The organism is Caulobacter sp. GW821-FHT10E02, from assembly GCF_059415225.1.
The window spans coordinates 376,002-389,972 of the sequence record NZ_JBWKMV010000003.1; the positions used below are offsets into that span (position 1 = coordinate 376,002).

The 13,971-nt window shown below is 67.2% G+C and carries 9 protein-coding genes and 1 tRNA gene; 5 read left to right on the forward strand and 5 right to left on the reverse strand.

Annotated features, from left to right (window positions below):
- Positions 1-96: 96 nt before the first annotated feature.
- Positions 97-2,595, reverse strand: coding sequence for a TonB-dependent receptor (locus AC07NI_RS16980; protein WP_494621199.1), 2,499 nt, complete (start codon positions 2,593-2,595; stop codon positions 97-99).
- Between the two features lie 367 nt (positions 2,596-2,962).
- Here AC07NI_RS16980 and AC07NI_RS16985 point away from each other — a divergent pair, with 367 nt between their 5' ends.
- On the forward strand, positions 2,963-3,622 hold the full coding sequence (locus AC07NI_RS16985) for a TetR-type transcription factor C-terminal domain-containing protein (protein WP_494621201.1): 660 nt from the start codon (positions 2,963-2,965) through the stop codon (positions 3,620-3,622).
- Here the strand turns inward: AC07NI_RS16985 and AC07NI_RS16990 are convergent.
- Both AC07NI_RS16990 and msrA read right to left on the reverse strand, forming a co-directional pair.
- Complete coding sequence (locus tag AC07NI_RS16990; RefSeq protein WP_494621203.1) at positions 3,588-3,935, reverse strand: MmcQ/YjbR family DNA-binding protein; 348 nt, start codon at positions 3,933-3,935, stop codon at positions 3,588-3,590. The two genes, AC07NI_RS16985 and AC07NI_RS16990, sit on opposite strands and share 35 nt — an antisense overlap.
- Positions 3,935-4,588 carry a peptide-methionine (S)-S-oxide reductase MsrA gene (msrA, locus tag AC07NI_RS16995; RefSeq protein ID WP_494621205.1) on the reverse strand — a complete coding sequence of 218 codons (654 nt, stop codon included), beginning with the start codon at positions 4,586-4,588 and terminating at the stop codon, positions 3,935-3,937. The genes AC07NI_RS16990 and msrA overlap by 1 nt, the downstream gene beginning before the upstream one ends.
- Positions 4,589-4,742: 154 nt before the next feature.
- Between msrA and AC07NI_RS17000 the strand changes: the two genes are divergently transcribed.
- Positions 4,743-4,832, forward strand: a tRNA-Ser gene (locus AC07NI_RS17000).
- A gap of 28 nt (positions 4,833-4,860) precedes the next feature.
- Here the strand turns inward: AC07NI_RS17000 and AC07NI_RS17005 are convergent.
- A complete protein-coding gene (locus AC07NI_RS17005; protein ID WP_494621207.1) occupies positions 4,861-5,892 on the reverse strand; it encodes a LacI family DNA-binding transcriptional regulator in 1,032 nt (343 codons plus the stop codon).
- 182 nt (positions 5,893-6,074) lie between these two features.
- On the opposite strand from AC07NI_RS17005, the gene AC07NI_RS17010 reads away from it, so the two are divergent.
- A complete protein-coding gene (locus tag AC07NI_RS17010) occupies positions 6,075-7,658 on the forward strand; it encodes a rhamnogalacturonidase (RefSeq protein ID WP_494621209.1) in 1,584 nt (527 codons plus the stop codon).
- 11 nt (positions 7,659-7,669) lie between these two features.
- Positions 7,670-9,298, forward strand: a complete 1,629-nt coding sequence (locus AC07NI_RS17015) for a glycoside hydrolase family 43 protein (RefSeq protein ID WP_494621211.1) — start codon at positions 7,670-7,672, stop codon at positions 9,296-9,298.
- Here AC07NI_RS17015 and AC07NI_RS17020 read toward each other — a convergent pair.
- Positions 9,223-10,494: a glycoside hydrolase family 28 protein gene (locus AC07NI_RS17020; protein ID WP_494621213.1), complete on the reverse strand. Its 1,272-nt coding sequence runs from the start codon at positions 10,492-10,494 to the stop codon at positions 9,223-9,225. The genes AC07NI_RS17015 and AC07NI_RS17020 overlap by 76 nt on opposite strands.
- Before the next feature lie 337 nt (positions 10,495-10,831).
- Here AC07NI_RS17020 and AC07NI_RS17025 point away from each other — a divergent pair, with 337 nt between their 5' ends.
- Positions 10,832-13,891, forward strand: a complete 3,060-nt coding sequence (locus AC07NI_RS17025) for a TonB-dependent receptor domain-containing protein (protein WP_494621215.1) — start codon at positions 10,832-10,834, stop codon at positions 13,889-13,891.
- Positions 13,892-13,971 lie beyond the last annotated feature (80 nt).

Below are 13,971 nucleotides of genomic sequence, written 5' to 3' on the forward strand. Positions count from 1 at the left end.
GGCCGGTGGCCAGGGCGCAAGGAAAAGTGGTCAGGCCACTTTGTGTAAGAAAAGGGCGGCCAGGCCTTTCGGCCGGGCCGCCCTCGTCAGATCGGCTTAGAAGCTCTTGCGAACCGTCAGGCCGTAGGTGCGCGGCGCGTTCGGGTAGCCGCTGTAGCTGCCGTCCTGGGCCACCGTCGGGAAGGCCGAGATCAGGCTTTCGTCGTTGGTCAGGTTGCGGGCCCACAGGCCGACTTCCAGTTGGCCGGCGGTCTGGACCAGACCGATGCTGGCGTTGACGATGTTGGTGTCATAGCTGGCCAGGGCCGGCGACACCGTTTCCGTCAGCTGGACCTTGCTGCTGTGGTCGTATTCCACGCGCGCATAGCCCTGCCAGTTCTCGGTGATGTCGTGGTTGATCGTCGCCGAGGTCGAGAACGACCACTTGGCGATGCCGGCCGGGGTGTCGCCCGTCAGGTTGCGGAAGTTCGGACGACGGCCGGTGGCCGGATCGACCGGGCAGCGGACGGTGTCGAAGGTCACGCAGGCCGCGCCGGCGAAGCTGTCGTACTTCGGATCCAGATAGGTGACCGAAGCGGCCAGGTTCAGCCATTGGACCGGACGCCAGGCGCTGTCGACTTCGAAGCCCTTCACCGACTCCTCACCCGCGTTGACCAGGCTGTAGCCGAGGCCGGTGAAGGCGTTCGACTGGAAGCCTTTGATCGACTGCTTGAAGGCGGCGATGTTGGCGTAACCACCCGGGAAGCTGGCCTTCACGCCGATTTCGTAGACATCGACGTTTTCCGGCTGGGCGCTACGACCCACGCCGTTGGCGTTCGGCGGACGGCTGTCCGACGACAGGTTGAAGGCGCCGGCCTTCCAGCCCGTGGAGTAGCTGGCATAGGCGTTGATCGCGCCGAAGTCATAGGCCGCGCGGACGGCGTAGGTGACCTTGTCGCCCTTCAGTTCGCCGGACTCGGTGGCGTTCGGATAGTTGACCGGGCCGTGGGTCGGGTCGTTGCCGTAGAAGAACTGCAGACCGCCCAGGGCGCTGTAGATGTTGCCCGGCAGGCCGAGCGCGATGAACTGCGGCACGGCGCCCAGGTTCAGGGCCGAGAACGGGTCGTTCATGACCACGTTCGAGCGGGCCTTCTTGGTGTCGTTCATGTAGGCGAGGCCGCCGGTCAGGGTCAGCTTTTCAGTGACCTTGTAGTCGAACTGGCTGAACAGCGAGTACGAGTCCTGCTTCATCTTGTAGTAGTCGTCCAGGCCTTGGCCGGCCTGGAAGTAGGTCGAGCCGGGGCGGATCGCCGGCGTGGCCAGGCTCTGCAGGAACTCCAGGGCGTAGATGTTCGACTTGCCGGTCAGGGCCGGGCGCAGCGCGGCCGGCAGCGCGGCCAGCAGCGTCGCCGGCACCTGGCCGCCCAGGGCGTCGGCGAACGCGCGGACGTCGCTGCCGTAGGTGATGGTGCGGCCGGTATCCAGCTTTTCGTTCTGGTAGAAGCCGCCGATCAGCCAGTTGAACGGGCCTTCGCCGCTCGACGCCAGGCGGATTTCCTGGGTGAAGGTCTTGATGGTGTTGGCCGTGCGGTTGTTGGAGATGTCCGCGCCGGTGAAGTCGATGTCCTGGAACGAGGCGTTCTTCTGGTTCCGATAGGCGGTGATCGCGGTCAGCTTGGCGAAGCCCAGGTCATGATCGAGCTGGCCCGAAATGCCCTTGCCCGACAGCTTGTTGGCCGGGTCGGTGTTGAAGATGACGTCGCGGTCGAAAATCTTGGTGGTGTCGCTGATCGGCTTCTTCAGGATGGCGCCGATGGCCAGGGTGGCCGGACCGTTGAAGATCGAGGTCACGCCGCAGCAGGTCTCGTTGATCTTGTTGTAGTCGGCGATGACGCGGAACGAGGTCTTGTCGGTCGGCTCCCATAGCAGGTCGCCGCGGATCGACCAGCGGTCGCGGTCGTTGACGTCGCTGCCGGTGGTCAGGTTGGTGAAGTAGCCGTCACGCTTGTTCAGGCTGCCCGACAGGCGCACGGCGACGGTGTCGCTGAGCGGGCCGGTGATGGTGCCCTTGATCTGGCGGGTGTTGTAGTTGCCGTAGGTGCCTTCGACCTTACCGCCGAAATCGAACTGCGGCTTCTTGGTCACGATGCTGATCGCGCCGGCCGACACGTTCTTGCCGAACAGGGTCGATTGCGGGCCGCGCAGCACTTCGACGCGCTCGATTTCCGGAAGGTCGTCCAGGGCGGCGGCGGAGCGCGAGCGGTAGACGCCGTCGATGAAGATGCCGACCGAGCTTTCGATGCCGTCGTTGCCGTTGCCGTTGCCGAAACCGCGGATGACGAAGTTCGTCTGGCCGGCGGCGTTGAACTGCTGGACCTTCAGCGACGGGACGACCGACTGCAGGTCGATCAGGTCGCGGACCTGGGCGCGTTCGATGGTCTGCTGACCCGTGACGGCGACCGAGATCGGCACGTCCTGCAGGGTCTGTTCACGCTTGGTGGCGGTGACGACGATTTCCGAGATCGAGTTGCCGTCAGCCTGGGTGGTTTGCGCGTAGGCGGGCGCGGCGATGGCGAGCGCGAGGGCCGAGACCCCCAGAAGATGGACGTTTCTCATTACGAACTCCCTGTTTTTCTTTATTATTTTCCGTACCTCTTCCCGTCCCGCCTCGAGCAATCGCGGGTTTCTTTTGGGGAAGAGCGGATGTGTTGACGTGAGGGAAGGGCGATCCTGGCCGACCGCGCGAACCGCAGAGAGCGGTCGCGAGCCCTTGGCCTTGGATGAAGACGCTTTGCGTCATGTTTCCGCCCCAGCGCGAATGGCTTGCATCCATCCGCAACTGACGCTGATTTTAATATGAACTCGATATTCTAGCGCAAGTTAGAATTTTGGGTTTGCACCAGAACGAGTTCAGGTGATGCTGGAAGGCATCGGTAGTCGCCCGTCACTAGAAATGGGCGCGCCCGTGGAGGAGAGAGAGCTGTTGGCGAAGGGCGTGGACCCTCTTGTCCTGACGGATGACGTCAGGCCGATGGCGCAGAGCCAGAAGTCGGTGAAGAAGCGCGAGGCGATCCTGCGCGAGGCCATCAAGATCATCAACGCCAAGGGCTTCGCCGCGGCCACCATGACCGACATCGCCGCCGCCCTCGATCTGCGGGACGCGGCCCTCTACTACTACTTCCCCAACAAGCAGGCCCTGGCCTATGCCGGCCACCAACAGTCGCTGGAGCGGTTCGAGGTCCTCCTGGTCAAGGTCGATGCCGACGGCGGCACCGGCCTGTGCAAGCTGCGGCGTTTCCTGAAGGCGCTGCTGGACGACGCGGTGGTCAACGGACCGCAGCTCTATTTCGGCGACAGCTCGTATCTGGACCAGGATCAGCGCCAGGCGATCGAGGCCTGGACGGCGCGGCTGTCCAAGCGGCTGGAGCGTTTCCTGGAAGAGGGTATGGCCGACGGCACCGTCGCGCCGTGCGAGCCGGCCCTGGTGGTCCAGCTGATGGTCGGCATGCTGATCTGGCTGACCAAGTGGGCCCCGACCACGCCGGGCCTGACCAACGAGCGCCTGCTGGAGGCCATCGAGTCGATGGCCCTGAAGGGCCTGGCCGGTCCTAAAGCCCCAGCTCCGCCCGAAGCTTGCGGGTGAGCTTGGCGGCGATCAGGCCGTGGGCGGTCTTCAGCCAGTCGGCGACCTCGCCCGAGTCCAGTTCGGCGAGGTCATCGAAGCGCACCCACTTGGCGCGGGCCAGATAGGGCGCGGGGATGGCGCGGCCGGTCTCGGTCAGCACCTCGAACGCCACGTCCGAGGCCTTGAACGAGATCCCGCCCTTGGGGACGGCGTTGCCGCGGACGGCGAACATCTTGCCGCCGACCTTGAACACGTGGTCGTCGCCCCACTGGATGGACAGCGTGGCGCCCGGCAGGGCCAGGCACGCCTTGTCGAACGCCTCCGGGGTCATCAGGCCGACACTCCTACGCCGATCGGGCAGACCACGCCGGTGCCGCCGATGCCGCAATAGCCTTCCGGGTTCTTGGCCAGGTACTGCTGGTGATAGTCCTCGGCGAAGTAGAACGGGCCGGCGGCGGCGATCTCGGTGGTGATCTCGCCCAGGCCCTTGGCCGACAGGGCCTGCTGGTAGGCTTCCTTCGATTCGACGGCCGCGGCGGCTTGAGCGTCGTTGGTGACATAGAGGCCCGAGCGATACTGGGTGCCGATGTCGCCGCCCTGGCGCATGCCCTGGGTCGGGTCGTGATTCTCCCAGAAGGTCTTCAGCAAGGTCTCGTAGGTCACGGCCTTCGGGTCGAAGACCACCAGCACCACCTCGGTGTGGCCCGTGCGGCCGGTGCAGACTTCCTCATAGGTCGGGTTCGGCGTCATCCCGGCCGTGTAGCCGGCGGCGGTCACGTAGACGCCCGGAACCTGCCAGAACACCCGCTCCACGCCCCAGAAGCAGCCCATGGCCAGGATCGCCGTCTCCAGGCCGTCCGGATAGGGGCCCTTCAGCGGATGGCCGTTGATGAAATGCGTTTCCGCCGTCGGGATCGGCTGCGGGCGGCCGGGCAGGGCGGTGTCGGCGGAGGGCATTTCGAGGGTCTTGGTGGTCGACAGCATTTCGGGTCTTTCAACGCGGAAAATCTTCGGCCGTCGTTATAGGCGGTCATGCCGCGTCTTTCATCCGGGAACGCGCTTGCTACCTGACGGTCCCTGAGTATATTGCGCGCCTTCCTGCGCCGGGGGTCTCAACCACCCTCGACTCAAGTGCGTTGGTGAGGTGGCCGAGTGGTTGAAGGCGCACGCCTGGAACGCGTGTATAGGGGAAACTCTATCGAGGGTTCGAATCCCTCTCTCACCGCCACTACTCCCCTGATCTCCTTGCGATAGCTTCAGGCCGCCGCCGTCGAGCGCCGGACGATCAGGCTGGTCTCGATCGTCTGGAAGGGCAGGGTGGAGCGCGGCTGGTTGATCATGGCCAGCAGTTGTTCGGTAGCGGTCTTGGCCATGTCGCGCAGGGGGCGGCGGATCGTCGTCAGGCTGGGTGAGATCATCGAGGCCAGGTCCGCGTCGTCGAAACCGGCGACGGACAGCTCATCTGGCATCGCGATGCCCGCCTCCCGCGCCGCCTTGACCACGGCCGCCGCCATCGTGTCGTTGCAGGCGAAGATCGCCGTCGGCCGCTGGTCCATGGCCAGCAGAGATTCCGCCGCCGCCATGCCGCTGTCGAAACCGTAGTCGCCGGGGCGAAGCTCCAGCTCGATCGGCAGGCCCGAGGCTTCCAGCGCCGACAGGAAGCCCGCCTTGCGCTCCTGGGCCGAGCGGAAACGCGGCGGACCCTCGATCATGGCGATGCGCCGGTGGCCCAGGTCCAGCAGGTGGCGGGCCAGCTCGGCGGTCGCGGCGCGCTCGCTGGTGACCAGCATGCTGGGATAGGCGTCCACGGCGATCGAGGCGATGCCGACCGACGGCACGCCCATGGCCGTCAGCCGCGTGGGGATGGCCGCGATCTCCGAGGTCGGCGGCAGCACGATCAGGCCGTCGACCCGCGAGCGCAGGACGAACTTCTCGATGTCCTGGGCGATGTCCGGATCGCCGAAGCGGACGGGGTGCACGACCAACTCGTAGCCGTGCTGCGAGCAGACCTCGACGATGCCGCGCTGCAGGGCGCCGATGACGTGGGCGTTGGGATCGTCCTGCACGACGGCGATCAGGTACGAGCGGCCCGAGGCCAGGGCCCGGGCGCGGGAGCTGGGGCTATAGCCCATCGCCTTGATGATCGCCTCGACGGCCTGGCGGGTCTCCTCGCCCACCTTCGGGGAGTTGTTGAGCACGCGGGAGACGGTTCGGATCGAGACGCCGGCGGCCTGGGCGACGTCGTCGATGGTCACGGCCATGCTCGCGGCCGGATCGGTCTGGATCATGCTCAGGCGCCTTCCCCACGGCTGTCGCGGCGTCGCGTACTTTGCGCGTCGCCAGCGCTGGCACAGTAGGGCGCCAACGCTGGCAAAGTCGATGCTACCGGTAACAAAATCCGTTGACACCATCGCGGGCGGCTTGTTTGTCTGCCCTCCAAACCCGGCGAAACGGGCAATGGGAGGGCGCGATGACCATGGATCGACGAGGGCTGATGCTGGGCGGCCTGGTGGCTGGCGCCGCGCTGACTCCGCCCCAAATGGCCCACGCCGCGACCGCGGCCGGAGCCGCCAAGGGACCCACGCCCTTCGCCTTCAGCGTTCGTGATTTCGGGGCCGTCGGCGACGGCGCGCGGATCGACTCGCCGGCCATCAACAAGGCCATCGACCATGTGGCGTCGCTGGGCGGCGGCGTGGTCTATTTCCCGCCCGGAACCTATGCCTGCTACACGCTGCGCCTGAAGAGCAACATCACTCTGCACCTGGGCGAGGGGGCCGTGATCCTGGCCGCCGCGCCCAATGGCGTGGCGCCGAACGGCTATGACGACCCGGGTCCCGGCGCGGGCAACGCCTATCAGGACTATGGCCACAGCCACTGGAACAACAGCCTGATCTTCGGCGAGGGGCTGCACGACGTCTCGATCGTCGGCGCCGGCCTGATCTGGGGCAAGAACCTGACGCGGGGCAACCGCTTCCCGGGCGATGCGCCGGACATCTCCGGTCCCGGCGTCGGCGACAAGGCCATCGCGCTGAAGAACTGCCGCAACGTCCTGCTGCGCGACTTCAAGATCCTGCAGGGCGGGTGGTTCGCGCTGCTGGCCACCGGCGTCGACAACATGACGATCGACAACCTGATCGTCGACACCAACCGCGACGGCCTGGACATCGACTGCTGCCGCAATGTCCGCGTCACCAACTGCACGATCAACTCGCCCTGGGACGACGGCATCTGCCCCAAGAGCTCGTTCGCCCTGGGCTATGCCCGGCCGACCGAGAACCTGACCATCTCGGACTGCTTCGTGACCGGCAACTACGAGATGGGCTCGGTGATTGACGGCACCTGGAAGAAGATGCCGCCGGGCTTCCACGGCTATGGCCGCATCAAGCTGGGCACGGAGTCCAACGGCGGCTTCAAGAACGTCACCATCACCAACTGCGTGTTCGACCACTGCTACGGCATCGCGCTGGAGACCATGGACGGGGCGCTGACCGAAGACATCGCCATCAGCAACATCACCATGCGCGGTCTGGGCTTCCCGCCGCTGTTCCTGCGCCTGGGCAGCCGGATGCGGGGACCCGAGGGCGTGCCGGTCGGCAAGCTGCGGCGCATCACCATCCAGAACATCGTCAGCCATGGCGCGACGCCGCAGCCGTCGATCATCGCCGGCGTGGCGGGCCATCCGGTCGAGGACGTCAAGATCAGCGACGTCTACTTCCACTCCATGGGCGGCGGTTCGGCCGAGCTGGCCAAGCGCCGGCCGCCCGAGGCCGACAAGGCCTATCCCGACCCGGACATGTTCGGCGACCTGCCGGCCAGCGGCTTCTTCATCCGCCACGCCCGCAACATCGAGATGAGCAATGTCGAGATCGTCACCGAGGCGGCGGACGCGCGTCCGGCCTTCTGGCTGAACGATGTCGAGGAGATCGATCTCTTCCGGCTGCGCGTGCCGAAGGGGCCGAGTTTCCTGCTCGACAACGTCACGGGTTTCCGCTCGTTCGGCAGCCGCTGGCTGCCCGATCGCCGGATCGACGAGACGACCACCCAATCGTTCTGAGGACTCTAACTATGCGCGTGAAACGGCTGGGACTGCTCGCCGCGACGGCTCTGGTCCTGGCCGCTCCGGCGCTGGCTGCGCCGAAGTCGCCGGCGGCCTTCTATCGCAATCCGGTGTTGCCGGCCGACTATTCCGACCCGGACGTGATCCGCGTCGGCGACACCTACTATCTGGTGGCGTCCAGCTTCCACTTCTCGCCGGGCGTGCCGATCCTGACGTCCAAGGATCTGGTCCATTGGACGATCGCCGGCCACGTGCTGCCCAAGCTGCCGTTCGCGCCGGAATACGATCTGCCCGGGCCGGTGCCGACGAATGACGCCGGCGCCCGGATGCCGCGTGACCAGCGCACGTCCGGCCAGCGCTATGCCGGCGGGGTCTGGGCGCCGTCGATCCGGCATCACGACGGCAAGTTCTACGTCTATTTCGCCACCCCCTATGAGGGGATCTTCATGTCGACCGCGACCAAGGTCGACGGGCCGTGGACCGCGCCGGTGGCGGTGATCGCCGGTCCGAACTTCGAGGACCCGTGCCCCTTCTGGGACGACGACGGCCAGGCCTATCTGGTGCACGGCAAGGTCGGCGCCGGGCCGCTGGTGCTGCACCGCCTGGCCCCGGACGGCAAGTCCGTGCTCGACGAGGGCAAGATCATCATCGAGGACGCCAAGGCCCTGCCGGTGCTGGAAGGGCCCAAGCTCTACAAGCGCAACGGCTGGTACTACATCTTCGCGCCGATCGGCGGGGTCGACACCGGGCCGCAGGCGGTGATGCGCTCCCGGTCGATCTGGGGACCCTATGAACATCGCGAGGTGCTGGTCCCGGGCAATGGCCTCAAGGGCCCTCACCAGGGCGGCTGGGTCGAGACGCCTTCGGGCCAGGGCTGGTTCGTCCACTTCAACGGCGAAGGCGCCTATGGCCGCATCGTCCACCTGCAGCCGGTGACCTGGAAGGGCGACTGGCCGTTCATGGGTGAGCCGATCCTGGGCGCGGGCCCGGACGCCCAAGGCGGCCAGCCGGTGCTCACCCACGCCATGCCCGACGTCGGCGGTCGCTTCCCGGCCGTCTCGCCCCAGACCTCCGATGGCTTCTCGGGCGCCAAGCTCGGGCCGCAGTGGGAGTGGAACCACAATCCGGACGACAGCCGCTGGAGCCTTTCCGCGCGCCCCGGCTTCCTGCGCCTGACGGGAGGCCCGGCGGTCAACCTGGTCAGCGCCCGCAACACCCTGACCCAGTCGCTGCAGAGCCGCAGCTCGGTCATCACCACCCGTCTCGACACGAAGGGCCTGGTCGAGGGGCAGCGCGCCGGCCTGGCCATGTTCGGCGCGGGGATCGGCGCGATCGGCGCGATCCGCAAGGATGGCCAGACCCGCATCGTCTTCTCGCTCCGAGGCGTCGACACCCTGGGTCCGGCCGTGCCCGCCGGCGCGATCGACCTGCGCGTCGCCGTCGCCGACCAGGCCGCGCACTACAGCTACAGCCGCGACGGCGGGAAGACCTTCCTCGACATGGGCGGCGGGATTCTGCCGCGCTTTTCCTGGTGGAAGGGCGCGCGGCCGGCGCTGTTCAGCTACGGCGATCCGGGCGCGGCCAAGCTGGGCGTGGCGGATTTCGACTGGGTCGACGTCAAGTCCGTGGCGCGCTGACCGTTGACCGTGACGCGCTCCAGCCGCAGCGCTGGCGCATAGGCCACGACGCTGGCCTTGGTCACGCCGTCGAAGCGGCAGTCGCTCAGCACGATCTCGCCAAGTAGCGCGTTCGGCAGGCCTTGCAGGTCGGCGACCTGGGCCGCGGCGACGGCCCGCATCCGCTCGATCCGGATCCTGCGCAGCACCGGCGTGAAGCCGCCGCGCGCGCCTTCCTCGTAGTTGAAGTCGCACAGGATCGCCGCCCGCGACACGCGCCCAACGGTGATGTCGCGGGCGTAGATGTCCTGGATGACCCCGCCGCGCATGGCGTTGTTCTTGAAGCGCAGGGCGTACCAGAGGTCTTCGCTGTCCATGTGGCAGCGCTGGACGAAGACGTTCTCGACCCCGCCCGAGACCTCGCTGCCGATCACCACCCCGCCGTGGCCGTCCTTCATCATGCAGTCCTGGATCAGGATGTTGCGGGTCGGCGCGGCCAGGCGGCGGCCGTCGGCGTTGCGGCCCGACTTGATGGCGATGCAGTCGTCGCCGCAGTCGAAGGTGCAGCGCTCGATCACCATGCCGTCGACGGACTCCGGATCGCAGCCGTCGGTGTTGGGGCCATGGCCGAAGAACGTCACGTCGCGAACGGTCACGTTGCGGCACAGCACCGGATGCAGCGTCCAGCAGGGCGAGTCGCGCAGGGTGACGCCCTCGACCAGGACGTTCGTGCAGTTCTGGAACTGCACCATCATCGGCCGCAGGTATGAGCCTTCGCCGAAGACCCGCTCGACCACGGGGACGCCGCGCTCGGCCATGTCGAACAGCGCCTGGCGAGCCTTGAGTTGGTTCGGCAGACCAGCGCGCCAGCCGAACTGCGGCCCGCTGCTCCACGACCACCAGGCCTTGCCCTGGCCGTCCAGCGTGCCGCGCCCGGTGATCGCCACGTCGCGCTCACCGTCGGCGAAGACCAGCGGCGAATAGTTCATCAGCTCGACGCCCTCCCACCGCGTGGCGACGATCGGATAGCGCTTCGGATCGGTGCTAAAGACCAGGGTCGCGCCCGCCGCCAAGTGCAGCTCGACGCGGCTGCGCAGGCGGATGGCGCCGGTCGGCCAGCGGCCTTGCGGGACCAGCACCCGGCCGCCGCCGGCTGCCGCGCAGGCCTGGATCGCGCGGTCGATCGCGGCGCTGGTGGCGTCGATATCGCCCTGCACAGCGCCGAATGAGACGATGTCCCAAATCCGAGAGGAAAAGGTCGGCGGACGGACCGAACGGCGGATCGCGGCGGCTCTCGACCAGTCGTCAGAGGCCGCTTTTGCCAGGGTAGGGGCCGCAACCATAGCGGCGGCGGTGGCCAGGAGGTCGCGTCGGGAAAGATTCTGAATCTTCAAAAGGGCGTCTCCTGGCTCGCATTTCCGGGGTGTTTCGCGGCGCATGTGCTTCAAATGTCGCACTCATATCATTTTATGGAAGGCTATTGCACATATCGGAATTACGTTTTAGCGTTTGGGAAATGACCGCAAATGATAGCGGTACCTTCGGGAGGGGATCATGGAAAAGAACCACAAGCACCGTCTGTTCATGGGCTGCGAGACCGCGCTGGCCCTGGCCGCTGTCTTTCTTGTGCCAGCGCTGGCAAGCGCCCAGACGCAGGCGCCGGCTCCGGCCGACGACCAAACCGTGACCGAAGTCGTCGTGACGGGTTCGCGCCTGTCGGCCCGCGGCTTCAAGGCTCCGACCCCGGTCACCGTGATCGGCGCGGAAGAGATCGGCCTGTCGGGCACGCAGAACGTCGAGACGCTGCTGAACGACACGCCCCAGTTCCTGGGCTCGCAGAACAACGGCCCGACGGCCAACACCGTGCCCGGCGGCACCGCGACCTTGAACCTGCGCGGCTTCGGCGCGCAGCGTAACCTGGTGCTGGTCAACGGCCGCCGCTTCACGATCACCGGTCCGGACCAGACCACCGACATCAACACGATCCCTGCCGCGCTGATCAAGCGCGTGGAGACGGTCACCGGCGGTTCGTCGGCCGTCTACGGCTCGGACGCCATCACCGGCGTCGTCAACTTCATCATGAAGGACGACTTCCAGGGCGTGGAGCTGACCGGCGAAGCTCGCCAGGACACCCACACCAAGACCAAGACCTACACGGCCGACCTGACCTTCGGCACGAACTTCGCCGATGACCGCGGCAATGTCGTCGTGGCGCTGAACTACCTGGATCGCGGCGGCTACACGCGCGGCGACCGCGGCGGCTGGGCCACGCCCAGCATGGCCGACGGCTGTGTCACCGCCGCCTCGTACAGCGACACCCGTCCGGGCACGCCGATGGCCATCCCCGGCGGCCAGACCTGCCTGAGCGCGGGCGGTCGTCCCGGCCTGATCTTCGGCGGCAGCGGCACCATCCCCAATGGCCGCTTCGTCACCGTCGGCTCGCCGTCGAGCACCGGCCTGACGGCCGCTCTCGCCGCTGCTGGCCTGGGCGGCATGGGCTCGCGCGGCTTCACCTTCGACGACGCGGGCAAGACCGCCCGTCCGGCCGTGACGCCGGGCGACGACTACGACCTGGGTCCGGCCGCCTATCTGGTCATTCCCCAGCGCCGTCTGATGGCCAACCTGGCCGGCCACTACGAGTTCAATTCGCACGTCACCGGCTATGCCGAGGCCAGCTACAGCAACAACCGCGTCTCGATGCAGCTGCCGCCCAGCGGCATCGGCGGCAACTTCCTGCTGAACGTCAACAACCCCTACCTGTCGGCGCCGATGCAGGAAGTCCTGCGCCAGCTCGACCTGGCCGAGACCGGCACGGTGCGGGTGACCAACGGCACCTCGTCGCTGACCACCACGGCGGGCGACGGCCTGGCCGTGCTGAACATCAACCGCCGCCTGCCCGACGTCGGCAACCGCCTGAACACCGCCGACCGCTCGGCCTATCGCACGGCGATCGGCGTGCGCGGCGACCTGGGTAGCGCCTCGGAAAGCTTCCTGCGGAACCTGAAGTACGACGCCTACTACACCTACACCCGCACCACGGACACGAGCATCTCCAGCGGCGCGGCTTCGCTGAGCAAGTTCCAGGCGGGCCTGCTGTCGGCCGGCGGCGCGGCCCCGCTGCTCAACATCTTCGGCGCCAATCTGTCGCCGCAGGGCGCGGCCTCGATCGCCGTGTCGTCGACCAACTACACGGAATCCTCGCAGCAGGTCCTGGCCGCCAGCCTGGCCGGCGAGCTGTTCGACACCTGGGCCGGTCCGATCGACTTCAGCACCGGCGCAGAATACCGCAAGGCCTCGGCGCGGTTCGTCCCGGACAGCTTCCTGGCCTCGGGTGACGTCTCGGGCTTCAACGCCGCTCTGCCGACCAAGGGCTCGGAGTCGGTGAAGGAAATCTACGGCGAAGTCCGCGTGCCGCTGCTGAAGGACTCGCCGCTTGGCGAGCGCGCCAGCGTCAACGGCGCCTTCCGCTACTCCGACTACGACCTGGCCGGCGTCGGCGGCGTCTGGACCTATTCGGTGGGCGGCGAGTACGCGCCGATCTCCGACATCACCGTGCGCGGCCAGTTCCAGCATGCCATCCGCGCCCCGAACGTGGGCGAGCTGTTCGGCGGCAACACCACCAGCGGCCCCTCGGCGGTCGACCCCTGCTCGAGCCGTCAGCCGACGTCGCAGCAGACGGCGGCGGTGCGGGCGATCTGCGTGGCCACCGGCGTGCCGGCGGCCTCGGTCTTCACCCTGTCGGTGCAGCCCAACACCTTCATCAACCAGGTCTCGGGCGGCAACCCGAACGTCGGTCCGGAAGAGTCGGACACCACGACCTTCGGCCTGGTGCTGCAGCCGCGCTTCGTGCCCGGCCTGGCGCTGAGCGTCGACTACTTCAAGATCAACCTGGACGGCGCCATCGCGCCCCTGGGCGGCGGCATCGCGAACACCCTGAGCCTCTGCTACAACACCATCCAGGACGCCAGCAGCGTGTTCTGTAAGGCCATCACCCGCGACACCCTGACCGGCCAGATCGCCGCGCCGGGCTATGTCACCACCACCAACGGCAACACGGGCGGCCTGAAGACCTCGGGCGTCGACTTCGACGCCAGCTACCGCTTCAACCTGGCCTGGGGTCCGTTCGGCGACAGCCGCTTCGATATCGGCACGAACTTCACCTACACTGACGAGTTCACCGCCACGCCGGTCCAGGCGCTGCCGGCGACCAAGAACTACTGCGTCGGTTCGTTCGGCCCGACCTGCGGCCAGCCGATCCCGAAGTGGAAGGGCACGACGCGCGTCACCTGGCGTTCGGGGGCGGCCACGCTCAGCCTGCGCCACCGCTACATCGGCGAAGTGACGGTCGACACCTATCTGCTGCCCAAGCGCCTCGGCGCGGCGTTCCCCGACAAGGCGACGCTGACCAACCCGACGATCAAGGCGCAGAGCTACTTCGACCTGACCGGCGCCTATGACATCAACAAGGACATCTCGGTGACCGCCGGCGTCCGCAACCTGTTCGACAAGAACCCGCCGATCGTCGGCTCGTCGGCCCCCTCCAACAACACGTTCTCGGCGACCTATGACGTCGAGGGCCGGGTGGTCTACGCCAGCGTGACCGCGCGGTTCTAGTCGGACCTCGAGGCTTGGCGGCGGGTCCTATCCCCCGTCGTCAGGCCTGACTAGCCTCCCCTCAGGGCCGGTGCGAAAGC

Excerpts from the sequence above, each read along its gene's own strand:
- AC07NI_RS16980 (WP_494621199.1), bottom strand. The coding sequence starts at position 2,595 with ATGAGAAACGTCCATCTTCTGGGGGTCTCGGCCCTCGCGCTCGCCATC.
- AC07NI_RS16990 (WP_494621203.1), bottom strand. The coding sequence starts at position 3,935 with ATGACCCCGGAGGCGTTCGACAAGGCGTGCCTGGCCCTGCCGGGCGCC.
- msrA (WP_494621205.1), bottom strand. The coding sequence starts at position 4,588 with ATGCTGTCGACCACCAAGACCCTCGAAATGCCCTCCGCCGACACCGCC.
- AC07NI_RS17005 (WP_494621207.1), bottom strand. The coding sequence starts at position 5,892 with ATGATCCAGACCGATCCGGCCGCGAGCATGGCCGTGACCATCGACGAC.
- AC07NI_RS17010 (WP_494621209.1), top strand. The coding sequence starts at position 6,075 with ATGACCATGGATCGACGAGGGCTGATGCTGGGCGGCCTGGTGGCTGGC.
- AC07NI_RS17015 (WP_494621211.1), top strand. The coding sequence starts at position 7,670 with ATGCGCGTGAAACGGCTGGGACTGCTCGCCGCGACGGCTCTGGTCCTG.
- AC07NI_RS17025 (WP_494621215.1), top strand. The coding sequence starts at position 10,832 with ATGGAAAAGAACCACAAGCACCGTCTGTTCATGGGCTGCGAGACCGCG.